The 24,021-nt window shown below is 39.4% G+C and carries 31 protein-coding genes; all 31 read right to left on the reverse strand.

Going from position 1 to position 24,021, the window contains the following annotated elements; translation table 11 throughout:
* Positions 1–4: 4 nt before the first annotated feature.
* A complete protein-coding gene (rpmD, locus tag ACE1MS_RS21825; protein WP_004233668.1) occupies positions 5–187 on the reverse strand; it encodes a 50S ribosomal protein L30 in 183 nt (60 codons plus the stop codon).
* A gap of 15 nt (positions 188–202) precedes the next feature.
* Positions 203–706: a 30S ribosomal protein S5 gene (gene rpsE, locus ACE1MS_RS21830; protein ID WP_008181711.1), complete on the reverse strand. Its 504-nt coding sequence runs from the start codon at positions 704–706 to the stop codon at positions 203–205.
* A 21-nt stretch (positions 707–727) separates the two neighbouring features.
* Positions 728–1,087, reverse strand: a complete 360-nt coding sequence (gene rplR / locus ACE1MS_RS21835) for a 50S ribosomal protein L18 (RefSeq protein ID WP_012296055.1) — start codon at positions 1,085–1,087, stop codon at positions 728–730.
* Between the two features lie 32 nt (positions 1,088–1,119).
* Positions 1,120–1,659 carry a 50S ribosomal protein L6 gene (rplF, locus tag ACE1MS_RS21840; protein WP_031416716.1) on the reverse strand — a complete coding sequence of 180 codons (540 nt, stop codon included), beginning with the start codon at positions 1,657–1,659 and terminating at the stop codon, positions 1,120–1,122.
* Between the two features lie 30 nt (positions 1,660–1,689).
* A complete protein-coding gene (gene rpsH, locus ACE1MS_RS21845) occupies positions 1,690–2,088 on the reverse strand; it encodes a 30S ribosomal protein S8 (protein WP_008181717.1) in 399 nt (132 codons plus the stop codon).
* Positions 2,089–2,117: 29 nt separating this feature from the next.
* Complete coding sequence (locus ACE1MS_RS21850; protein WP_004233656.1) at positions 2,118–2,303, reverse strand: type Z 30S ribosomal protein S14; 186 nt, start codon at positions 2,301–2,303, stop codon at positions 2,118–2,120.
* 21 nt (positions 2,304–2,324) lie between these two features.
* On the reverse strand, positions 2,325–2,864 hold the full coding sequence (gene rplE / locus ACE1MS_RS21855; protein WP_004233654.1) for a 50S ribosomal protein L5: 540 nt from the start codon (positions 2,862–2,864) through the stop codon (positions 2,325–2,327).
* A 29-nt stretch (positions 2,865–2,893) separates the two neighbouring features.
* Positions 2,894–3,202, reverse strand: coding sequence for a 50S ribosomal protein L24 (gene rplX / locus ACE1MS_RS21860; RefSeq protein WP_004233652.1), 309 nt, complete (start codon positions 3,200–3,202; stop codon positions 2,894–2,896).
* Positions 3,203–3,237: 35 nt separating this feature from the next.
* The gene (rplN, locus tag ACE1MS_RS21865) at positions 3,238–3,606 is read right to left on the reverse strand and encodes a 50S ribosomal protein L14 (protein ID WP_004233650.1); all 369 of its coding nucleotides are present in this window, start codon (positions 3,604–3,606) and stop codon (positions 3,238–3,240) included.
* Positions 3,607–3,648: 42 nt separating this feature from the next.
* On the reverse strand, positions 3,649–3,912 hold the full coding sequence (rpsQ, locus tag ACE1MS_RS21870; protein ID WP_008181723.1) for a 30S ribosomal protein S17: 264 nt from the start codon (positions 3,910–3,912) through the stop codon (positions 3,649–3,651).
* Positions 3,913–3,930: 18 nt separating this feature from the next.
* Positions 3,931–4,131 carry a 50S ribosomal protein L29 gene (gene rpmC, locus ACE1MS_RS21875; protein WP_004233646.1) on the reverse strand — a complete coding sequence of 67 codons (201 nt, stop codon included), beginning with the start codon at positions 4,129–4,131 and terminating at the stop codon, positions 3,931–3,933.
* Positions 4,121–4,555: a 50S ribosomal protein L16 gene (rplP, locus tag ACE1MS_RS21880; RefSeq protein ID WP_012296060.1), complete on the reverse strand. Its 435-nt coding sequence runs from the start codon at positions 4,553–4,555 to the stop codon at positions 4,121–4,123. The genes rpmC and rplP overlap by 11 nt, the downstream gene beginning before the upstream one ends.
* Before the next feature lies 1 nt (position 4,556).
* Positions 4,557–5,210, reverse strand: a complete 654-nt coding sequence (gene rpsC / locus ACE1MS_RS21885; RefSeq protein WP_025116438.1) for a 30S ribosomal protein S3 — start codon at positions 5,208–5,210, stop codon at positions 4,557–4,559.
* Positions 5,211–5,213: 3 nt separating this feature from the next.
* A complete protein-coding gene (rplV, locus tag ACE1MS_RS21890; protein WP_004233639.1) occupies positions 5,214–5,558 on the reverse strand; it encodes a 50S ribosomal protein L22 in 345 nt (114 codons plus the stop codon).
* Positions 5,559–5,580: 22 nt separating this feature from the next.
* The gene (gene rpsS, locus ACE1MS_RS21895) at positions 5,581–5,859 is read right to left on the reverse strand and encodes a 30S ribosomal protein S19 (RefSeq protein WP_008181911.1); all 279 of its coding nucleotides are present in this window, start codon (positions 5,857–5,859) and stop codon (positions 5,581–5,583) included.
* Positions 5,860–5,919: 60 nt separating this feature from the next.
* On the reverse strand, positions 5,920–6,750 hold the full coding sequence (gene rplB, locus ACE1MS_RS21900) for a 50S ribosomal protein L2 (protein ID WP_008181913.1): 831 nt from the start codon (positions 6,748–6,750) through the stop codon (positions 5,920–5,922).
* 47 nt (positions 6,751–6,797) lie between these two features.
* Positions 6,798–7,082, reverse strand: a complete 285-nt coding sequence (gene rplW, locus ACE1MS_RS21905; RefSeq protein WP_004233628.1) for a 50S ribosomal protein L23 — start codon at positions 7,080–7,082, stop codon at positions 6,798–6,800.
* Positions 7,082–7,705, reverse strand: a complete 624-nt coding sequence (gene rplD, locus ACE1MS_RS21910; protein WP_012296062.1) for a 50S ribosomal protein L4 — start codon at positions 7,703–7,705, stop codon at positions 7,082–7,084. The genes rplW and rplD overlap by 1 nt, the downstream gene beginning before the upstream one ends.
* A gap of 26 nt (positions 7,706–7,731) precedes the next feature.
* Entirely contained in the window at positions 7,732–8,361 is a 630-nt protein-coding gene (gene rplC, locus ACE1MS_RS21915; protein ID WP_031416717.1) for a 50S ribosomal protein L3, read from the reverse strand.
* 46 nt (positions 8,362–8,407) lie between these two features.
* Positions 8,408–8,716: a 30S ribosomal protein S10 gene (gene rpsJ, locus ACE1MS_RS21920; RefSeq protein ID WP_004233624.1), complete on the reverse strand. Its 309-nt coding sequence runs from the start codon at positions 8,714–8,716 to the stop codon at positions 8,408–8,410.
* Between the two features lie 342 nt (positions 8,717–9,058).
* Entirely contained in the window at positions 9,059–10,369 is a 1,311-nt protein-coding gene (locus tag ACE1MS_RS21925) for a Na+/H+ antiporter family protein (RefSeq protein WP_207889537.1), read from the reverse strand.
* Between the two features lie 153 nt (positions 10,370–10,522).
* On the reverse strand, positions 10,523–12,502 hold the full coding sequence (locus ACE1MS_RS21930) for an FtsX-like permease family protein (RefSeq protein WP_031416719.1): 1,980 nt from the start codon (positions 12,500–12,502) through the stop codon (positions 10,523–10,525).
* Positions 12,489–13,253, reverse strand: a complete 765-nt coding sequence (locus tag ACE1MS_RS21935) for an ABC transporter ATP-binding protein (protein ID WP_012296070.1) — start codon at positions 13,251–13,253, stop codon at positions 12,489–12,491. The genes ACE1MS_RS21930 and ACE1MS_RS21935 overlap by 14 nt, the downstream gene beginning before the upstream one ends.
* A 96-nt stretch (positions 13,254–13,349) precedes the next feature.
* Positions 13,350–14,312: a sensor histidine kinase gene (locus ACE1MS_RS21940; RefSeq protein WP_447402619.1), complete on the reverse strand. Its 963-nt coding sequence runs from the start codon at positions 14,310–14,312 to the stop codon at positions 13,350–13,352.
* A gap of 60 nt (positions 14,313–14,372) precedes the next feature.
* Positions 14,373–15,062, reverse strand: coding sequence for a response regulator transcription factor (locus ACE1MS_RS21945; RefSeq protein WP_031416722.1), 690 nt, complete (start codon positions 15,060–15,062; stop codon positions 14,373–14,375).
* A gap of 158 nt (positions 15,063–15,220) precedes the next feature.
* On the reverse strand, positions 15,221–16,408 hold the full coding sequence (gene tuf / locus ACE1MS_RS21950; protein ID WP_004233614.1) for an elongation factor Tu: 1,188 nt from the start codon (positions 16,406–16,408) through the stop codon (positions 15,221–15,223).
* 136 nt (positions 16,409–16,544) lie between these two features.
* Positions 16,545–18,623 carry an elongation factor G gene (gene fusA, locus ACE1MS_RS21955; protein WP_012296073.1) on the reverse strand — a complete coding sequence of 693 codons (2,079 nt, stop codon included), beginning with the start codon at positions 18,621–18,623 and terminating at the stop codon, positions 16,545–16,547.
* A gap of 80 nt (positions 18,624–18,703) precedes the next feature.
* The gene (gene rpsG / locus ACE1MS_RS21960) at positions 18,704–19,174 is read right to left on the reverse strand and encodes a 30S ribosomal protein S7 (RefSeq protein WP_025116448.1); all 471 of its coding nucleotides are present in this window, start codon (positions 19,172–19,174) and stop codon (positions 18,704–18,706) included.
* Between the two features lie 147 nt (positions 19,175–19,321).
* Positions 19,322–19,741 (reverse strand): 30S ribosomal protein S12, encoded by a 420-nt coding sequence (gene rpsL, locus ACE1MS_RS21965; protein ID WP_010860613.1) that lies wholly within the window; start codon positions 19,739–19,741, stop codon positions 19,322–19,324.
* A 98-nt stretch (positions 19,742–19,839) separates the two neighbouring features.
* The gene (locus ACE1MS_RS21970; protein WP_036165052.1) at positions 19,840–20,088 is read right to left on the reverse strand and encodes a ribosomal L7Ae/L30e/S12e/Gadd45 family protein; all 249 of its coding nucleotides are present in this window, start codon (positions 20,086–20,088) and stop codon (positions 19,840–19,842) included.
* A gap of 138 nt (positions 20,089–20,226) precedes the next feature.
* Positions 20,227–23,910 (reverse strand): DNA-directed RNA polymerase subunit beta', encoded by a 3,684-nt coding sequence (rpoC, locus tag ACE1MS_RS21975; protein ID WP_031416724.1) that lies wholly within the window; start codon positions 23,908–23,910, stop codon positions 20,227–20,229.
* Between the last annotated feature and the right edge of the window lie 111 nt (positions 23,911–24,021).

The raw sequence follows: 24,021 nt of genomic DNA on the forward strand, positions 1-24,021 counted from the left end.
GAAATTAAATTTCTTTTACAGTAACTAAGTGAGCTACTTTATCAAGCATACCGCGAGTAGCTGCGTTATCAGCTTTCTCTACAGTTTGGTGTAATTTACGTAAACCTAAAGCTTCAACAGTTTTGCGTTGTGCAGGTTTAGTACCAATCACAGATTTAGTAAGGGTGATTTCTAATTTGTTAGCCATATTATCTTTCCCCCCTTATCCTAATATTTCTTCCACTGATTTACCACGTAATTTTGCTACGTCCTCTACGCGTTTTAATTCAGTTAAACCTTGAACAGTTGCACGCACCATGTTGATTGGTGTGTTAGATCCAAGAGATTTTGAAAGAATATCAGTAATACCAGCAAGTTCTAGTACTGCACGTACTGGACCACCAGCGATAACCCCTGTACCAGGAGCAGCAGGTTTAATTAGGATTTCTCCTGCACCGAAGCGACCAAGCACTAAGTGTGGAGTTGTTCCACCAACACGTGGCACTTCTACTAAGTTTTTCTTCGCATCTTCAACAGCTTTACGGATAGCATCTGGAACCTCTTGAGCTTTACCAGTACCGAAACCTACATGACCGTTTCTATCGCCAACAACAACTAGTGCTGTGAAGCGGAAGCGACGTCCACCTTTAACAACTTTAGCAACACGGTTAATAGTAACTACGCGTTCTTCAAGTTCTCCAAGTTTGTTTGCGTCAATTCGACTCATGAAATGTGTCCCTCCTTCTTATTAAAATTCTAAACCATTCTCACGTGCAGCTTCAGCTAAAGCTTTCACGCGTCCATGATATAAGTAACCACCACGGTCAAAAACTACAGCAGTAATATTTTTTTCCGCAGCGCGTTTCGCGATTGTTTCACCGATTTTTGATGCAGCTTCAACATTGCTACCAGCACCTTCAAAACCATTTTCTTGAGAAGATGCGCTAACAATTGTTACGCCTGCTACGTCATCGATAAGTTGAGCGTAGATGTTCTTGTTAGAACGGAATACATTTAAGCGTGGACGCTCAGCAGTACCCGAAATTTTAGAACGTACTCGTGCATGACGTTTTTTACGAACTTGATTTTTATCCTGTTTCGTAATCACAAGGGTCACTCCTTTCTAATGCTTAAGCAGCATTATTTACCTGTTTTACCTTCTTTACGACGAACGTATTCGCCTTCGTAACGGATACCTTTACCTTTATATGGCTCTGGTGGACGAACGTCACGGATGTTAGATGCTAGAGCACCAACGCGCTCTTTGCTGATACCTTTAATGATGATTTTAGTGTTAGAAGGAACTTCAATTTCTAGACCATCTTCAGGTGTGAACTCTACTGGATGAGAGTAACCTACGTTAAGTACAAGTTTTTTGCCTTGTAACTGCGCACGGTAACCAACACCGATAAGTTCTAAAGCTTTTTCGAAACCTGCAGAAACACCAGTAACCATGTTCGCTAGAAGCGCACGAGTAGTACCGTGGTTTGTGCGGTGTTCTTTTGAATCAGAAGGACGTGATACTGAGATTACGTTACCTTCTTGCTCAATTTTCATATCTTGGTGGAAAGAACGAACAAGTTCGCCTTTAGGACCTTTAACAGTAACAGTGTTGTCAGCTGCAACAGTAACAGTTACGTTAGCTGGTACCTCGATAATTTTTTTACCTACACGAGACATTTAGTTGCACCTCCATTCATTTATTGCTAATTACCAAACGTATGCTAGAACTTCGCCGCCAACTTGTTTAGCGCGAGCTTCTTTATCTGTTAATAAACCTTGTGAAGTTGACACTAAAGCGATACCAAGACCGTTCAGTACTTTAGGAACTTCATTTGTTTTTGCGTATACACGTAGACCAGGTTTAGAAATACGTTTTAAGCCAGTGATAACACGCTCGTTATCTTTACCGTATTTTAAGAAGATACGGATAATACCTTGCTTGTTGTCTTCCACGTATTCTACGTCACGTACGAAACCTTCACGCTTTAAAATTTCAGCGATTTCTTTTTTCACGTTGGAAGCTGGTACTTCTAACTTCTCGTGACGAACCATGTTCGCATTACGAATGCGAGTAAGCATATCTGCAATCGGATCAGTCATTGTCATTACATTTACCTCCTTCCCAAATTAGGGGATTACCAGCTGGCTTTTTTCACGCCAGGAATTTGTCCCTTATATGCAAGTTCTCGGAAACAAATACGGCAAAGTTTGAATTTGCGATATACAGAGTGTGGACGACCACAGCGTTCACAACGTGTATATTCTTGCACTTTAAACTTTTGCTTACGTTGTTGTTTAACGATCATAGATTTTTTAGCCACGTTTTCGCCCTCCTTGTTTGATTACTTTTGGAACGGCATACCGAATTGTGTCAATAACTCGCGAGCTTCTTCGTCAGAGTTCGCTGTCGTTACGATCACGATGTCCATACCGCGTACTTTTGAAACTTTATCGTAATCGATTTCTGGGAAAATTAATTGCTCTTTAACACCTAGAGTGTAGTTACCGCGACCATCGAATGCTTTTTTAGAAACACCACGGAAGTCACGTACACGAGGAAGTGAAATTGAGATTAATTTATCCAAGAATTCATACATACGCTCACCGCGTAATGTAACTTTAGCACCGATAGGCATACCTTCACGTAAACGGAAACCTGCGATCGATTTTTTCGCTTTAGTTACAACTGGTTTTTGACCAGTGATAATTGTTAATTCTTCTACAGCTGCATCTAATGCTTTAGAGTTTTGAACAGCATCACCAACACCCATGTTGATAACGATTTTTTCAACTTTCGGCAATTGCATAACTGATTTATATCCAAATTTGCTCATAAGAGCAGGAGAAACTTCATTTAAATATTTTTCTTTTAGGCGGCTCATGTGTGTACCTCCCTTCTTTTATTTACTAATTAGTCGATTACTGCACCTGATTTTTTTGCAACACGAACTTTTTTACCGTTTTCGATTTTATAACCTACACGAGTCGGCTCGCCAGATTTAGGATCGATTAGCATTACGTTCGAAACGTGAATTGCAGCCTCTTGGCTTACAATCCCACCTTGTGGATTCAATTGGTTAGGTTTAACGTGTTTTTTCACGATATTAACACCTTCAACAAGAACGCGATCTTGTTTAGGGAAAGCAGCTAGGATTACTCCTTCTTTGCCTTTGTCCTTACCAGTGATAACCTTAACCTTGTCACCTTTTTTTACATGCATGCTGTCGCACCTCCTTGATTGGCACTATCATGAAATTAAAGAACTTCTGGAGCTAGAGAAACGATTTTCATGAAGTTGCTGTCACGTAATTCACGTGCAACAGGTCCGAAAATACGAGTTCCGCGTGGTGATTTATCATCACGAATAATTACACAAGCATTTTCATCAAATTTGATGTACGTACCGTCTTTACGACGAACGCCTGATTTAGTACGAACGATAACAGCTTTAACAACGTCACCCTTCTTGACAACGCCACCTGGTGTTGCTTTCTTAACTGTACAAACAACGATATCACCGATGTTAGCAGTTTTACGGCCAGAGCCACCAAGCACTTTAATTGTAAGAACTTCACGTGCACCTGAGTTGTCAGCAACTTTCATACGACTTTCTTGTTGGATCACTTAGGTTACCTCCCTTCGGAAATGGTTGTTCCGAAATAGTTATTAAATAATAACCGCTTTTTCTACAACTTCAACTAGACGGAAACGTTTAGTAGCTGATAGCGGGCGAGTCTCCATGATACGTACGATATCACCGATTTTCGCTTGGTTTTGCTCATCATGAGCTTTAAACTTTTTAGAGTATTTTACACGCTTACCGTAAAGCTTGTGCTTTTTGTGAGTTTCAACTAAAACAGTAACAGTTTTGTCCATTTTATCTGAAACAACGCGGCCCGTGTAAACTTTGCGTTGGTTACGCTCAGTCATACTTGAAAACCTCCTTTATCAGTTATTTGCACTGATTTCTCTTTCACGAATAACAGTTTTCATACGCGCGATTGCTTTACGCACTTCACGAATACGAGCTGTGTTTTCTAATTGACCAGTCGCCAATTGGAAGCGAAGGTTGAAAAGCTCTTCTTTCAGTGATTTCACTTTTAATTCAATTTCAGAAGTGGCAAGGTCACGGATTTCATTAGCTTTCATTAGATTCACCACCAGTTTCTTGACGTTTTACGATCTTACATTTAACAGGAAGCTTATGTGATGCTAAACGAAGTGCTTCACGTGCAACCTCTTCAGATACACCAGCAATTTCGAACATAATTTTTCCTGGTTTTACTACTGCTACCCAACCTTCAGGAGAACCTTTACCAGAACCCATGCGGACTTCTAGAGGTTTTTTAGTGTAAGGTTTGTGTGGGAAGATTTTAATCCAAACTTTACCGCCACGTTTCATGTAACGAGTCATCGCGATACGAGCAGATTCGATTTGACGGTTAGTAATCCAGCTAGCTGTTTGAGCTTGTAGGCCCCATTCGCCGAAAGATACTTCTTTACCGCCTTTCGCTTCGCCACGCATGTTTCCGCGGTGTTCACGACGGTATTTTACGCGTTTAGGCAATAACATATTATTTGCCTCCTTCCACAGATTTCTTCGTAGGAAGAACTTCACCACGGTAGATCCATACTTTAACGCCTAATTTACCGTAAGTAGTGTCAGCTTCTGCGTGTGCATAATCAATGTCAGCACGTAGAGTATGAAGTGGAACAGTTCCTTCACTATAGTGTTCAGCACGCGCGATATCAGCGCCACCTAAACGACCAGATACTTGTGTTTTAATTCCTTTTGCACCAGCACGGATTGTGCGTTGGATCGCTTGCTTTTGCGCACGACGGAATGATACACGGTTTTCTAATTGACGAGCGATGTTTTCAGCTACAAGACGAGCGTCAAGATCTGCACGTTTAATTTCAATGATGTTGATGTGTACGCGTTTACCAGTTAACTCGCTAAGGTATTTACGAAGATTTTCAACTTCAGTACCACCTTTACCGATTACCATACCTGGTTTCGCAGTGTGAATTGTAATGTTTACACGGTTTGCAGCACGTTCGATTTCTACTTTAGAAACAGAAGCGTCTTTAAGAGCCGTTTCAATATATTTACGCACTTTGATGTCTTCGTGAAGTAGAGTTGCATAGTCTTTTTCAGCGTACCATTTTGACTCCCAGTCACGAATAATACCAACGCGTAGTCCTATTGGATGTACTTTTTGACCCACGGATTAACCCTCCTTCTTCTCAGATACCACTAGAGTAATGTGGCTTGTGCGTTTGTTAATTGCGCTTGCACGTCCTTGCGCACGTGGACGGAAACGTTTTAAAGTTGGACCTTCATCAACGAACACTTCAGAAACTACTAAAGAGTTGATGTCAAGATCGTAGTTGTGCTCAGCATTAGCAACTGCAGATTTTAATACTTTCTCAACGACTGGAGACGCCGCTTTTGGAGTATGACGTAAAATTGCAACTGCTTCACCAACTTGCTTACCTCGGATTAAGTCTACAACTAGACGTACTTTGCGAGGAGCAATGCGTACTGTACGAGCGATAGCTTTAGCTTGTGTCATTAGGATTTACCTCCTCTCAAAATTAGCGTCTTGTTTTCTTGTCGTCTGCACCGTGACCTTTGTAAGTACGTGTCGGTGCGAACTCACCAAGTTTATGGCCTACCATATCTTCTGTTACGTATACAGGAACATGTTTACGTCCATCATATACAGCAATCGTTAAACCGATAAAGTTCGGGAAGATTGTAGAACGGCGTGACCAAGTTTTGATAACTTGTTTTTTCTCAGAAGCCTCTTGTACTTCCACTTTTTTCATTAAGTGGTCATCGACAAAAGGTCCTTTTTTCAAGCTGCGACCCATGTAGGAACCTCCCTCCGTGATTCCACCACGGCTCTCACATAGAACCGTAGTTTAACCACTTTATTTTTTACGACCACGGATGATAAATTTATCCGATTTGTTTTTCTTCTTGCGAGTTTTGTAACCAAGTGCTGGTTTACCCCAAGGAGTCATTGGTGATTTACGTCCGATTGGAGAACGTCCTTCACCACCACCGTGTGGGTGATCGTTAGGGTTCATTACAGAACCACGAACTTCTGGGCGTTTACCTAACCAACGGCTACGACCCGCTTTACCGATGTGTACAAGTTCGTGTTGTTCATTACCAACTTGACCGATTGTAGCGCGACAAGTAGCTAACACTAAACGTACTTCACCAGACTGAAGACGAACGATTACGTACTTTCCTTCACGACCAAGTACTTGAGCAGAAGTACCAGCAGAACGTACTAATTGTCCACCTTTACCAGGTTTTAACTCGATGTTATGGATTGTAGTACCCATTGGAATGTTTGCTAATGGTAAAGCGTTACCCACTTTAATGTCAGCATCTGGACCAGAAACGATTGTTTGACCAACCTCTAGACCTTTAGGTGCTAGGATGTAAGCTTTTGCTCCATCAGCGTAATTGATTAATGCGATATTCGCAGAACGGTTTGGATCATATTCAATAGTAGCAACTTTTGCCGGAATGCTATCTTTAACACGTTTGAAATCGATAACACGGTATTGCTTCTTATGACCACCACCATGATGACGAACAGTGATTTTACCTTGGTTGTTACGACCAGCTTTGCGTTTAGTTGGTTCAAGCAATGATTTCTCAGGCTTGTTAGTTGTAATTTCCGCAAAGTCTAATGACGTCATGTTACGACGACCATTAGAGGTAGGTTTATACTTTTTAATCGCCATTGTGTTTCCCTCCTTCTTGAGTGTTCAAATCATAAATCCACTAGGGATTACATTTCGAATAATTCAATTTCTTTGCTATCAGCAGTTAATTTAACAATCGCTTTACGACGTTTGTTAGTGTAACCACCGTAACGGCCAACACGCTTGAATTTACCTTTGTAGTTAAGAACGTTTACTTTCTCAACTTTTACACCAAAGATTTCTTCTACAGCGTCTTTTACTTGAGTTTTGTTAGCGCGAGTGTCTACTTCGAAAGTATACTTTTTCTCTGCCATAAGTTCTGAAGAACGCTCAGTAATGACCGGACGTTTTAAAATATCACGTGCTTCCATTATCCAAGCACCTCCTCAACTTTTTCTACTGCAGATTTAGTGAATACAACTTTTTCATGACCTAAAAGATCAAGAACGTTGATTCCATTTGCAGTTAAAACTGTTACACCAGGGATGTTACGAGCAGATAATGCTACGTTTTCATCTAGGTCAGCAGTTACGAATAAAGATTTTTTCTCTAAAGAAAGATCTTTAAGGATTTTTGTGAATTCTTTTGTTTTTGGTGCTGCTAGAGTTAGAGCATCAAGAACTAAGAAGTTTTGTTCTACTACTTTAGCTGATAAAGCAGATTTAAGAGCTAAACGACGAACTTTTTTAGGTAATTTATAAGAATAGCTACGTGGAGTAGGACCGAATACGATACCACCGCCGCGCCATTGTGGAGAACGGATAGAACCTTGACGAGCACGACCAGTTCCTTTTTGACGCCATGGCTTACGACCACCACCAGCAACTTCAGAACGGTTTTTAACCTTGTGATTACCTTGACGTAGAGAAGCACGTTGAGCTACTACTGCGTCGAATAATACTGCTTCATTTGGCTCGATTCCGAAGATCGCATCGTTTAATTCGATTTCACCAACTGAAGCACCTGTTTGACTAAGTACAGATACTTTTGTCATTCCTGTTTCCTCCTTTCCTTAAGTGATTACTTAGCTTTAATTGCAGTTTTTACTGTAACTAGAGCTTTTTTAGAACCAGGAACATTACCTTTAACAAGTAGTAAGTTACGATCTGTATCAACTTTCACGATTTCTAAGTTTTGGATTGTAACTACATTGCCACCCATTTGACCAGGTAATTTCTTTTGTTTGAATACGCGGTTCGGAGCAACTGGACCCATTGAACCAGGACGACGGTGGTAACGAGAACCGTGGGCCATAGGACCACGAGATTGTCCGTGGCGTTTAATTACACCTTGGAAACCTTTACCCTTAGTAACACCTGTTACATCGATTACATCGCCTTCTGCGAAAATTTCTACTTTGACTTCTTGACCAACTTCGTACTCTTCCACGTTCACGTTGCGGAATTCACGAATGAAGCGCTTAGGAGCAGTGTTCGCTTTTGCTACGTGACCTTGTTGTGGTTTGTTAGAAAGCTTAACGCGCTTATCTTCGAAACCAACTTGGATTGCTTCGTAGCCATCTGTTTCAACAGTTTTCTTTTGAAGTACTACGTTTGGAGTAGCTTCGATAACTGTTACCGGGATTAGATCGCCGTTTTCAGCGAAAACTTGTGTCATACCAATTTTTCTACCTAAGATTCCTTTAGCCATTTGTCACACCTCCTGTAAGTTTTAAAAAGTTATATTGTTTTTACCATTAAAGTTTGATTTCGATATCAACGCCAGATGGTAAATCAAGTTTCATTAACGCATCAACAGTTTGTGGTGTCGGGTTAACGATATCGATCAGACGTTTATGCGTACGCATTTCGAATTGTTCACGAGAATCTTTGTACTTGTGAACCGCACGAAGAATTGTGTACACAGACTTCTCAGTTGGAAGTGGAATCGGACCTGATACACTTGCACCTGAACGTTTTGCAGTTTCCACAATTTTCTCAGCAGATTGATCTAAAATACGGTGATCATACGCTTTTAAACGAATACGAATCTTTTGTTTTGCCATTATTTTCCCTCCTTCTCGCCTATTTTCTAGACATTCTCCACGAAAATTTTCCCACACACCGCCATGGCAAAGCGGCCGGGTGTGTCGGCAACCTCTCGCTTCATCGCAGTCAAAGACCAACATTCAACATTATATACAATAAAAAAAGAATAAGCAAGTCTTTTCGCTAAATTCTTTTAAATGTTGCAGATATTCTTAGTACTACTATTACTTCGCTTTATTAAGCCGTTTATTAGTATATAAAATTTCCATACATATTGCAACACCTAAGGTTTCCATACAACAATATCGAACATTTCAAATAACTTTGAAGTCTTTTTAAATAGTAGCTTCCTTTCTTCTTTATAGAAAGAACACACATGCAATCCAACCAAATAGAATTAATGGAATGTTAATAAAAATAAAAGTCGGCACACAGGTGTCCCAAATATGGTGATGTTGTCCGTCTACATTCAAACCTGCTGTCGGTCCTAGCGTAGAATCTGAAGCTGGAGATCCTGCATCACCTAATGCACCTGCCGTTCCTATTAGACAAAGGATTGCTAAAGGACTCATTCCTAACCCCTGTGCGAGAGGAACAAATAACGTCGCGATTATCGGCACTGTTGCAAAGGAAGAACCGATTCCCATTGTCACAACTAACCCTATGACTAACATAATAAATACCGCTAAACTTCTGTTTCCTTTTAAAATAGATATAGAGCTTGTAATTAAGCTATCCACATGTCCAGTAGCATTAATGACCGCAGCAAAGCCATTAGCGGCAATCATGACAAAGCCTATAAAGGCCATCATCTTCATTCCTTCAGAAAGAATGTCATCAGCTTCTTTCCATTTCAATGCACCTGTAAAATACATGATCATAATACCTGCAAAAGAACCTACTATCATCGAATCTGTAAACACTTGAGCACATAACGATACGATTAGTGCAAGAGCTGTGGAAAACATCACAACTTTGCTGACATTAACATGGAGAGAATCAGCCTCTATTTCATTATTTTTATAATGTCTTGGCTTGCGATATACAATAAAGGCTGTAATTAATCCTATCAGCATACCTAGCACTGGAATCGCCATTGCTACAGGTACATCATGTGAAGATACTACCATCCCAGCCTCTGATACTTGTGTAGCAACGATATCTTGAAAGATCGCCCCAAAGCCAGCTGGTACAAAGCTATAAGTACCTATTAAGCCCACTGCTATTAAGGTTGCCACTTGACGTCGATCGACCTCTAATAAATTTAAAATTTTTAAAACAGGAGGAATCAATAGTGGAATAAAAGCGATATGAATAGGTATGACATTCTGTGATAAAATTGACATCAAAAAAATAAGGAAAAAAATTAAAACCTTCACTAAACCTTTGCGATTACTTTCACTATTTAATATGTTTAACATCCCTGTAATCATCAATTCAGGTATCCCGGTTTTGGCAATGGCGATGGCAAAGCCGCCAAGTAGGCCATAACTTAATGCAATCGTTGCACCTGCCCCTAACCCTTCTGTAAATGATTCTACTGTTGCTTCAATGCTCATACCGCTTGTAAGGCCACCTACAAACGCCCCTAACACTAAAGATAGGACGACATTGATGCGGAGTAAGCTTAATATTAACATAACGGCTACCGCCACTATTACTGCATTCATCGTTACACTCACTTTCATACACTAAATTACTAACATGTTAAACATTATTATTCTGACAATTGAAAGTCAAGGGTTTTCATCAGTTAAGGCAATAAAAAAACAGTATGATCTATTACTCATCACACTGCTTTTGGGTTCCTACTTATTTAATTGTTACAATGATTCTCGAACGACTTTTTTATAGTAGCCTACCGATAGTAGAGCAAAAATTGTATACAATGCTATATAACAGCACATCGCAATCCACAAGGGTGCTGTTAACTCTGTTCCAAATAAAAACCATCCTGATTTAACAGCAAAGTAGCTATGCAATAATCCAATAATTAATGGAACTCCAAAATTAAAGGCTTGTTTCATATAAATGCCTCTCATAATATCTCTTTCTGCAAAGCCAATCTTTCTGAGGATTGTATAGGAGCCACGCTCTTCCTCTGCCTCAGACATTTGTTTGAAGTACAGAATGCTACCAGTTGTCATTAAGAAAGCTAATCCTAAAAATGCAGTTGTAAATATAGTAAGACCCAATGATTCAATATTATCTTTACGCTTCTCTTCATAAGAGGATTGATTATACTGCTCTGTTTTACCCTCATGATCTTTAGTTGTAATGACCCCAGCATTTGTCTGTAAATATAATTTCTCTGCCACCACTAAGTTTTCTTTTGAATTTATAGTAATAGAAGACTGTCGATGCCAAGGGTAATGCTCTGATTGTGTAGCTAGACTTTTAAACATATCATCTGTTACAACAAAGATGGGCCCACCACCTCCAGCTGTAACGATACCACTTATAATACTTTTATCGTGTACATCCACAACATGAAAAGTCTCTTCGAGTTCTCCTGCAGATACTACTACATCACGATCTTTCTCTAATGGGAACATCTCAGCCATATACCCACCATAGTTTGTTAAAATCACATCATTTCCTGATATCGAGGCTTCAGGCACACTCTGCTTATAATCAGAAAGTGGAATTGTATAGATGGTTCCTTCCATACTATATAGAGGATTATCCTGCTGTTTTTTAGACATGAGTTGTCCTACAGAGGCTGTTACTCCTTGCAAACGATAATCTACCCTTTCATACGCTATGTTATTTTTCTCTAATTCATTTAAGAAAGACATTCCCTGCTCTTCTAGCAAGATAAAATCACCCGGTACTTGGCTATATGCAGATGCTTCTGAAGAATAGTAGGAGATATAAGATAAAGTCGTCACACCTAGAGAAACACCCGTTAATACGGTTATGAGCGTTAATGACTTAGCGTTGCTCTTCATCCGATGCATGATAGGTGTTAATGCTAAAACATCATGGATGGAAAGATGTCCTTTTTTCTTTAAGCGAATCGTATTCATAATAAATGCTACAGAAAAACGAAAGACAAGAAATGTTCCACCAATTGTAGTAACTAGAATAATGATCATATTAATAAATAAGTTTCCGGCTGATTCAATATCAAATAGCTTTGTTGAAGCATAGTAACCATAAACAATTAAAACTAACCCCATAAAGCCAATCACCATTTGTAAGGCACTAAAACGTCTTACACGTTCATCTGCTTGTTTAGCAGCGGTAAATAGTGATAGTAAAGAAACACGATGGATCATCCAGGCCATTTGTACAAGGACAATCATCAAAAGTATAGTAAATACAATTATGGATTGCTGTAATGCCTGCGTACTAAATGTCATGGTTACAAGAGCTTCTTTCTCAAGTACACGCAATAGTATCATTGCAAATACACGTGAACTAAAGAAACCGGCCAGCATACCTAAAATAACAGCTCCAACAAATAATAGAATGCTTTCGATCGCTAATAAGCGTACAATTAATCCCTTGGTCATACCAATCAATTGGTACAAGCCTATCTCTTTACTACGACGCTTCATAAATAAATGATTGGCGTACAAGACGAAGAACAAAACGATAAAATATAAAATATAAGTGGCTGCTTTAAATCCAGCAGTAGCCGTTCCACTCATCTGAACAGCATCCCATACTGCAGAGTTATTTTGTAATGTTACAAAGGAAAAATATAAAGTAACGCTAAAAATAAGGGCGAAGAAGTATAAATAGTAGTGCTTCATATTTTTCTTCATGCTTCTTAATACTAACTTACTTAGACTCATAACCATCACCGCCTAGCACACTTTGCGTATGCATGATTTCCTGGAAAAAAGCCTGTCTTGTTTTATCCCCTTTATAAAGCTCACTATAAATAAGTCCATCCTTTAGAAATAAAACACGTGTGCAGAAACTTGCAGCTACTGCATCATGCGTAACCATCATTATTGTCGCTTCTTTTGTCTCATTAATATTTTGGAGATTTTGGAGCAAAGCTGTAGCTGATTTAGAATCTAATGCACCTGTAGGCTCATCTGCAAATACTAATGATGGATTTGTAATCAGTGCACGCGCAGCAGATGTACGTTGTTTTTGTCCCCCGGATATTTCATTGGGATATTTATTTAAAATTTCTGATATGCCTAGTAAGGATGTTAGCTCCTTTACACGACTTTCAGCAACTGTCTTGGGTAGATTACTGATCGCTAAGGGGAGAAGAATATTTTCCTTTACGGTTAATGTATCTAGTAAATTATAATCCTGGAATATGAAACCTAACTGCTCTCTACGGAAATTGGCCAAAGCCTTTTCCTTCATTCCCCGTAAATTATGACCATTTATTTCTATTACTCCTTCTGTTGCAAAATCGATTGAACATAAGACATTTAAAAGTGTTGTTTTACCTGATCCAGAAGGTCCCATAATACCTACGAATTCACCCTTACTCACTTCCAAATCAATGCCCTTTAATACTTCCTGAGCCGTAGATTTCTTTCCATAAACTTTTTTTATTTTACGACCAATTAACACTGTCACTTATAAACGCCCCTTTCTATATTCCCAGTGTACCCTGTCGCATCTATTCATTCGTGCGTTTTAGATGACAATATAAAAAGGTAGGTGACAATTTCGTCATCTACCTGTTAGTTTGACATATTCATTTTGTAATGGGAACCGTAGCGTAAATAATGAACCCTCTCCTACAGTCGATTGTACATTTATACGGATACCTATTTTTTTTGCTACATTATATGCTAGATAAAGACCCATACCTGTAGATTGACTTGACTCCCGCCCCACGTTTCCTGTATACGATTTTTGAAAAATCCTAGGTAAATCCTCCGAAGGTATCCCAATGCCCACATCTTTAATATGTAATAATGTAGCACCTGTTGGGTCAAGTTCAGTAAAAATCGCTACCTCTGAATTGGCTGAACTATATTTTATGGCGTTAGAGAGAATTTGTCGTACAATAAACGATAGCCATTTTCCATCTGTCATAACCTTTTCAGTCAGTTCATCTACTTCAAAACCGATTCCCTTTTCTATACACCAGGCTTGCATAGCTCGAATCTCTTTATTAACAACTGGTTTTAGCTCAATCTCAGTTAAATAATTGTCCTTTTCTATAGAAGTAAGTCGTGTTTGGTGTAGCTGTTGATCGACTAACAGATGGAGTCTCAACCATTCTTTTTCTAATTTTCGACGTATTGATAAATCCTCCACATGGTCTAACATTAAATTAATGGTTGTTAAAGGCCCTTTTACTTCATGAACCCATGCCAGCAACTCATCTGAATACTCTTGCAGCTGTACTTTGGCCTGATTTAATTCCATATTCTTTTCATGAAAGACATCCTCCATTTTTCGAAAGCTAACTTCTTGAAAAGGTGACAAAGATAAGCTACTTCTATGGGCTTCATCAAGGTGGCTATCCATATTTCCCAGGAAATCATTTAATTTCCCAACTTCGAGGAAGAAACGCCATAAGAAGAAGAGTATGAAACTAACAAGCATACTTACATTTACATACCAAATAGAAACACTATTTAAACCAACATCTAAAGAAAATAGCACGTTTAACAGTATCATCATAAATGTAAAAAACCCTATCCATGCAAAGCGCTCTCTTATAAACAATAGTAACAATATAATTCACGTCCCTTGAGTTACTGCTATATATCCAAGTCCCTTTTTTGTTAGAATCACTTCATGTAAGCCAATATCCTCTAGCTTTGCACGTAACCTGTTAACATTCACCGATAACGTATTATCGTTTACAAAACGCTCATCATCCCACAGTTTTCTCATTAGTTCATCTCTTGAAACGATATGATTAGCCTGTTCCACTAAAATGCGCAAAATAAAGAGTTCATTTTTTGTTAAAGAAGCTATAGCTCCATCACAAATAATTTCACTCCTTGCATAATCAATAACAGCATCATTAAATCGTGTAACATCCATTTTCGCTTCAACATAGTCATAGGTTCTTCGTAAAATAGCCTGTGCTTTAGCGAGCAATACTTCCATATGAAAGGGTTTCTGTATAAAATCATCTGCCCCCATTTGCATTGCCATCACCATATCCATTGGATGATCTCGAGAAGATAGAAAAAGGATTGGCACATTGGATAGATGACGAATTTCTCGACACCAATGAAAGCCATCATAGGCTGGCAATTGAATATCGATTAGTACAAGATGTGGCTTTACTTCTATAAAGTCATCCATCACCTTTTGAAAATTTTTGGGTCCTACAACTTGTAATGACCATTGTGCAAAACGTTCTTCAATCATACTATATATCGATGGATCATCTTCAATCAGTAAAATTTTCATCTCCATATTCAAATCCCTTTCCACTTAAATAGTTTACCTAGATGACATGCTGGCTGATATGTATTCATACACTAATTAAAACTTTAAATTACTTATATTTTAACATAAAAAACCAATCTGTAAGCGTCCCTACAGATTGGTTTGAACATTAGCAAAAGCTAAAATTATTTTTGGATAGAAGCAACTACGCCAGCGCCTACAGTACGGCCACCCTCACGGATAGAGAATTTAGTACCTTCTTCAAGAGCGATTGGAGCGATAAGTTCAACTGTCATTTCGATGTTATCACCAGGCATTACCATTTCAACGCCTTCTGGTAAGTTACAGATACCTGTTACGTCAGTTGTACGGAAGTAGAACTGAGGACGGTAGTTAGAGAAGAATGGAGTATGACGGCCACCCTCTTCTTTTGATAAAACATAAACTTCAGCTTTGAAGTTAGTGTGTGGAGTAATTGAACCTGGTTTAGCTAATACTTGACCACGTTGGATTTCTTCACGAGCTACACCACGAAGTAATGCACCGATGTTGTCACCAGCTTCAGCATAGTCTAATAATTTACGGAACATTTCTACACCAGTTACAGTAGTAGATTTAGCTTCTTCAGCGATACCGATGATTTCAACTACGTCACCAACTTTAACTTGACCACGTTCAACACGGCCAGTTGCAACTGTACCACGACCAGTGATAGAGAATACGTCCTCTACTGGCATCATGAATGGTTTGTCAGTTTGACGTTCTGGAGTTGGAATGTAAGAATCTACAGCGTCCATTAATTCAACGATTTTTTCTTCCCATTCTGGTTCACCTTCAAGAGCTTTAAGAGCAGAACCTTTGATTACAGGAATATCGTCACCTGGGAAGTCATATTCAGATAGTAGGTCACGGATTTCCATTTCTACTAATTCTAATAATTCTTCGTCATCAACCATATCACATTTGTTCATGAATACTACTAAGTATGGAACACCTACTTGACGAGATAAAAGGATGTGTTCACGAGTTTGTGGCATTGGGCCATCAGCAGCAGATACTACTAAGATACCGCCGTCCATTTGTGCAGCACCAGTGATCATGTTTTTAACATAGTCAGCGTGTCCTGGGCAGTCAACGTGTGCATAGTGACGAGTTTCTGTTTCATATTCTACGTGAGAAGTATTGATTGTGATACCACGCTCTTTTTCTTCAGGAGCGTTATCGATGTCAGCGTATGATTTAGCTGTACCACCCATTTTTTTAGAAAGAACTGTAGCGATAGCAGCAGTTAAAGTAGTTTTACCATGGTCAACGTGTCCGATTGTACCAATGTTAGCATGCGTTTTAGAACGGTCAAATTTTTCTTTAGCCATTAGAGATTGCCTCCTCAAAATTATATGTTTTATTTTTGAAATTTATAGAATGAATGCTGATAGAGAACGGGCCCATCCCCTATCCTGCAATCATAGCTTACAAATTAGTTATACTTTATGCAAGATGAAAATTCAATTATTCACCTTTATTTTTTTTGATGATTTCAGCAGCAATTGATTTTGGTACTTCTTCATAATGATCAAATGTCATTGAGAATACACCACGACCTTGCGTTGCAGAACGAAGAGTCGTTGCATAACCAAACATTTCTGCTAAAGGAACCATAGCACGAACAACTTGTGAGTTACCGCGAGCATCCATACCCTCAACGCGTCCGCGACGAGAAGTAATGTTACCCATGATATCACCAAGGTATTCTTCTGGAATTACAACTTCTACTTTCATCATTGGTTCTAAGATAACAGCATCACATTGTTTAGATGCTTCTTTAAGAGCCATAGATGCAGCGATTTTGAACGCCATCTCATTCGAGTCAACGTCATGGTAAGAACCGAATACTAATTTCGCTTTAATATCGATTAGAGGGTAACCAGCTACTACACCGCGGTCAAGAGAGTCACGAAGACCTGCTTCAACTGCAGGAATGTATTCACGAGGAATTACACCACCAACGATAGCGTTTTCGAATTCAAAGCCTTTACCTTCTTCATTTGGAGAGAACTCAATCGTTACGTCACCATATTGTCCACGACCACCAGATTGGCGAGTGAATTTACCTTGAACTTTTGCAGAGCTACGGAATGTTTCACGGTAAGATACCATTGGAGCACCTACGTTAGCTTCTACTTTAAATTCACGGCGCATACGGTCAACTAAGATATCAAGGTGAAGTTCACCCATACCTGAGATGATTGTTTGTCCAGTTTCTGTGTCAGTATGAGCACGGAAAGTTGGATCCTCTTCTTGAAGTTTTTGTAAAGCTTGACCCATTTTATCTTGGTCAGCTTTTGATTTTGGTTCTACAGAAAGAGAAATTACTGGCTCAGGGAATTCCATTGATTCAAGAATAACTAGGTTTTTCTCGTCACAAAGAGTATCACCAGTAGTAGTATCTTTAAGACCTACTGCTGCTGCGATGTCCCCAGCGAATACTTTAGAAATCTCTTCACGAGAGTTAGCGTGCATTTGTAGGATACGACCTACACGCTCACGTTTACCTTTAGAAGAGTTTTGTACGTATGAACCTGAATCTAATGTTCCAGAGTACACACGGAAGAACGTTAATTTACCTACGAACGGGTCAGTCATAACTTTGAATGCAAGAGCTGAGAATGGCTCATCATCAGAAGATTTACGTTCTAACTCTTCGTCACCATCAACAGAAGTACCTTTGATTGCTGGTACATCTACTGGAGATGGTAAGTAATCGATAACAGCATTTAACATTGGGCGTACACCTTTGTGTTTGAACGCTGTACCACAGATTACTGGGTAGAATTCTACTGCGATTGTAGCACGACGGATTGCCGCTTTAAGTTCCGCAACAGTAATTTCTTCGCCTTCTAAATATTTTTCCATGATATCTTCATCAACACTTGCAACAGCATCGATTAATTTTTCACGGTACTCTTCAGCTTGTGCGCGGTATTCTTCAGGAATTTCTCCCTCAGTTACTGCTGTACCTTTTTCGTCACCATAGAAAGTAGCTTTCATTTCAACCAAGTCAATGATTGCTGAGAACTGATCTTCAGCTCCGATTGGTAATTGAATAGGGTGAGCGTTTGCTTGTAAACGATCATGTAGAGTTCCTACAGAATATAAGAAGTCTGCTCCTGTTTTATCCATTTTATTAATGAATACAATACGTGGAACACCATAAGTTGTAGCTTGACGCCATACAGTTTCAGTTTGAGGCTCAACACCAGATTGAGCATCTAGTACTGTTACAGCACCGTCAAGTACGCGTAATGAACGTTCTACTTCTACAGTGAAGTCTACGTGTCCAGGAGTATCGATGATGTTTACACGATGGCCTGCCCATTGGGCTGTTGTTGCTGCAGAAGTGATTGTAATACCACGTTCTTGCTCTTGCTCCATCCAGTCCATTTGAGAAGCGCCTTCATGAGTTTCACCGATTTTGTGAATCTTACCAGTGTAATAAAGGATACGCTCAGTTGTTGTTGTTTTACCAGCATCAATGTGAGCCATGATCCCAATATTACGAGTATTCTCAAGTGAGAATTCGCGTTTCATAGGAAATTTCTCCTTCCATATTGGGGTAAAGACTGTATAAGAGACCTTGTGCTAGCCAATTTGCTAACACATAGGTTAAATTACCAGCGGTAGTGAGCGAATGCTTTGTTCGCTTCTGCCATTTTGTGCATATCTTCACGTTTCTTAACTGATGCACCAGTATTGTTAGAAGCATCAAGAATTTCGTTAGCTAAACGTTCTTCCATAGTTTTTTCACCACGAAGACGAGCATAGTTAACTAGGTAACGAAGACCTAAAGTTGTACGACGTTCTGGACGTACTTCAACCGGTACTTGGTAGTTAGAACCACCAACACGGCGAGCGCGTACTTCAAGAACTGGCATTACGTTATTTAGAGCAGCTTCGAATACTTCAATTGGATTTTCACCAGAACGTTCTTTAACAATTTCGAACGCACCGTATAAAATCTTTTGAGAAGTACCTCTTTTACCATCAACCATCATTTTATTGATTAAACGAGTTACTAGTTTTGAACTATAAATTGGATCTGGTAACACGTCACGTTTGGAAACAGGACCTTTACGAGGCATGTGTTTTCCTCCTTTCGAATAAATATCGATTATTTTATAAGTTGGCCTTTTATATTCGTCCATCAAATATCAAATCTGCTAGCAAGATTCGATATTTGTGACATTTAGTATAAGGCTCAGTTTTAAATAACGTTATTGAACGTTAAATTATTTTTTTTCTTTAGGGCGTTTTGTTCCGTATTTAGAACGTGATTGTAAACGACCGTTTACACCAGCTGTATCAAGAGCACCACGTACGATATGGTAACGAACACCCGCTAAGTCTTTTACGCGTCCGCCACGGATAAGAACAACGCTGTGCTCTTGTAAGTTGTGGCCTTCACCTGGGATATAAGCTGTAACCTCAATTTGGTTAGTTAAACGTACACGAGCGTATTTACGTAACGCTGAGTTTGGTTTACGAGGTGTCATTGTACCAACACGAGTACAAACACCGCGTTTTTGAGGAGACTTAACATCAGTTAAAGATTTTTTAAATGAGTTATATCCTTTGTTTAACGCTGGTGATTTTGATTTCGTGATTTTAGATTGACGAGGCTTACGTACTAATTGGTTAATTGTAGGCATCGGTATTTCCTCCCTTCATTTATTCCTTGTTAATACCACACATCCAGGTGGTTCATTTTTTGGGTAAAAACAAAGTCTTTGTGCTTAACACACAAAAACTACTCTACAGTAATCGCAACTACCGCAGCTCCAACATGGATTCCACAGGCCTTGCCCAGTTCCTTTTTGGACTCAACAAGAATAACTGGTATACCGATTTCTCTCGCGAAAGATATGGCCAAATCGGTTACCCAATTGTCTGCATCAAGTGCCACAAGGAGTTCTTTCACTGAACCGGCTCGCATTGCTTTTACTGCTTGCTTTGTACCTATGATTGTTTGACTAGCCCTTACTTTATCATAAGACATTTTCATATCCTCCGAAGTACAGACAGTTAACTATCAACCTTCAATATATTATCATTACCATTTTATACTGTCAACTAATATCTTTAAAAAGTCCGAAGAGACGGTGGAATTCCATCTCTTCGGCGCTATTTTTACTATCTATTCAGCAGAAACGACTTCTGTGTCAAGCTCATCTTTTTCAATGCGGATTTGACGGTAACGTTGCATACCAGTACCTGCAGGAACAAGTTTACCGATAATTACGTTCTCTTTTAATCCAAGAAGCTCGTCACGTTTACCCTTAATTGCTGCATCTGTTAACACACGTGTTGTTTCTTGGAATGATGCTGCTGATAAGAATGATTCTGTTTCAAGAGAAGCTTTTGTAATACCTAGGATTACAGGACGACAAGTTGCAGGGTTTTTGCCATCCATAACAGCATCTGCGTTTGCCTCTGCGAACTGGTGGATATCTAGTAATGAACCTGGTAATAAATCTGTATCTCCAGCTTCAATTACACGTACTTTACGAAGCATTTGGCGAACCATTACCTCGATATGTTTATCTCCAATTTCTACCCCTTGCATACGGTATACTTTTTGAACTTCTTTTAATAAATATTCTTGAACAGTTGAAACGTCTTTGACTTTTAATAATTGTTTTGGATCGATAGAACCCTCTGTTAAAACTTGACCACGCTCCACATTATCACCTTCGATAACTTTAAGACGTGCATTATAAGGCGCTTGGTACTTACGAGTTTCTACGTCACCTTGAATCGTAATTTCTTTTAAGCCTTCACGGATTTCTGTGATATCTGAAACAGTACCTGCGATCTCTGAAATAACAGATTGACCTTTTGGATTACGTGCTTCAAAGATCTCCTGGATACGTGGAAGACCTTGTGTAATATCGTCCCCGGCAACCCCACCTGTATGGAATGTACGCATTGTTAACTGTGTACCTGGTTCACCGATTGATTGAGCGGCAATAATACCAACTGCCTCTCCAACCTCAACCTTTTCACCTGTTGCTAAGTTCATGCCGTAACATTTTTTACATACGCCATGTTTTGTATTACATGTAAATGCTGAACGGATAGTCACTTCTTCGATACCAGCTTCGATAATTGCACGAGCCACATCTTGATCGATTAAACCGTCTTTATTTAGAATCACTTCACCAGTTTCAGGATGTACGATTGTTTTCTTCGTATGACGACCAACAATACGCTCATCTAGAGCCTCGATTAGCTCTGTGCCTTCCATTAATGCACCAATTGTTAAACCACGGTCAGTACCACAGTCATCTTCGCGCACAATAACATCCTGTGCAACGTCAACAAGACGACGAGTTAAGTAACCTGAATCGGCAGTTTTTAGGGCTGTATCGGCAAGACCTTTACGAGCACCGTGAGTTGAGATGAAGTACTCTAATACTGTTAAACCTTCACGGAATGAAGATTTAATTGGTAGTTCGATGATACGACCAGCCGGGTTGGCCATCAGACCACGCATACCTGCTAACTGTGTAAAGTTAGATGCGTTACCACGGGCACCTGAGTCAGACATCATGAAGATTGGGTTTGTTTTCTCAAGAGACTTCATCAGCTTGGCTTGGATTTCATCTTTCGCAGCACTCCAGCTTGAGATAACACGGTCATAACGTTCATCCTCTGTGATGAAACCACGGCGGAATTGCGCTTGAACTTTATCAACCTTTTCTTGAGCTACTGCTAAAATTTCACCTTTGTCAGGTAATACCACGATATCAGATACACCAACAGTAATACCGGCACGAGTTGAATATTTGAATCCTAGGTTTTTCATGCGGTCAAGCATTTTAGATGTTTCAGTAATGTGGAAACGTTTAAATACTTCAGCAATGATATTTCCTAAGAACTTTTTACGGAATGGATTTACAACTGGTACAGATTCAAAATGCTTGCGCAATACAGCTGTACGTTGTGCATCAATTTTCCCTTTTTCATCAAGGCTATTATAAGCACTATCTGATTCAAGCTCTTTTAGTGTTTCTTCGTCAATTGTTAAATTCACAAAGTATTTTTCTGGTGTTACTTGCTCTAAGTTAAAATCAGTCGGCTCATTGATATAAGGGAATGATTCAGGCAAGATTTCGTTAAAGATCACTTTACCAACAGTCGTTAATAGGAACATGTTATTTTGTTCCTCTGTGAAGGTTGGATTATTTAACGAACCAGCTTTAATAGCAATACGTGTATGCAAATGCACATGACCTGTATCATATGCGATTAATACTTCGTTTGGACCGTAGAAAATAGTACCTTCTCCACGTGCACTTTCACGTTCAAGCGTTAAGTAGTAGTTTCCTAATACCATATCTTGTGAAGGTGTTACAACAGGTTTACCGTCTTTAGGGTTCAGAATGTTTTGCGCAGCAAGCATTAGAAGACGAGCCTCAGCTTGAGCTTCTGCAGACAATGGTACGTGAACGGCCATTTGGTCACCATCGAAGTCAGCGTTATATGCTGTACATACTAATGGGTGAAGACGAATAGCACGACCTTCTACTAGTGTTGGTTCAAATGCTTGAATACCAAGACGGTGTAGCGTTGGTGCACGGTTTAGTAATACTGGATGCTCACGAATAACATCTTCTAGTACGTCCCAAACGTCGTTGTTTAAACGTTCGATTTTACGCTTAGCAGATTTAATATTATGAGCTAGGCCACGTTCTACTAATTCCTTCATAACGAAAGGCTTGAATAACTCAATAGCCATTTCTTTAGGTAGACCACATTGGTACATTTTTAAGTTTGGACCTACTACGATAACGGAACGACCGGAATAGTCAACACGTTTACCAAGTAGATTTTGACGGAAACGACCTTGTTTACCTTTCAACATATGTGAAAGTGATTTTAGTGGACGGTTACCAGGACCTGTTACAGGGCGTCCGCGACGACCATTATCAATTAATGCGTCAACAGCTTCTTGTAACATACGTTTTTCGTTTTGTACGATGATGCTTGGAGCACCTAAATCTAATAAACGTTTTAATCGGTTATTACGGTTGATAACACGACGGTATAGATCGTTTAAATCTGAAGTTGCAAAACGTCCACCATCTAATTGCACCATTGGGCGAAGCTCGGGTGGAATTACAGGTAGTACATCTAAAATCATCCATTCAGGTGAGTTACCTGAGTTACGGAATGATTCAACAACTTCTAAACGTTTGATAGCACGCGTACGTCTTTGACCTTGTGCAGATTTTAACTCCTCTTTTAAAGAATGAGTTTCATCTTCTAGGTCAATTTTGCCTAATAATTTTTTAATTGCTTCTGCACCCATTGAAGCTTCGAATGTATTTCCGAACTTTTCACGGTATGCGCGGTACTCTTTTTCAGAAAGTAATTGTTTGCTTTCTAAATTTGTAGCACCAGCATCAATCACAACGTAGGAAGCGAAATAAATCACTTCTTCAAGTGCACGCGGTGACATATCTAAAATTAGACCCATACGGCTAGGAATACCTTTGAAGTACCAGATATGAGAAACTGGTGCAGCTAATTCGATATGACCCATACGTTCACGACGAACTTTAGCACGCGTTACTTCAACACCACAGCGGTCACAAACTACGCCTTTATAGCGGACACGTTTATACTTACCACAATGACATTCCCAATCCTTAGTTGGCCCAAAAATACGTTCACAGAATAAACCATCTTTTTCTGGTTTTAACGTACGGTAGTTAATTGTTTCAGGTTTTTTAACCTCACCATATGACCAAGAGCGAATCTTGTCAGGGGATGCTAAACCGATTTTCATATATTCAAATTCATTAACGTCTATCAAGGAGCCTACCTCCCTCTAGTATAGGTCTTTATAAAGACTCTTTTACGCAGCTCGATAATCGTTTGCAAAGAATTTCCTCTTTGACAAAGGATTAGAAATAGAATGATTTAT

Source organism: Lysinibacillus sp. fkY74-1 (assembly GCF_053165895.1).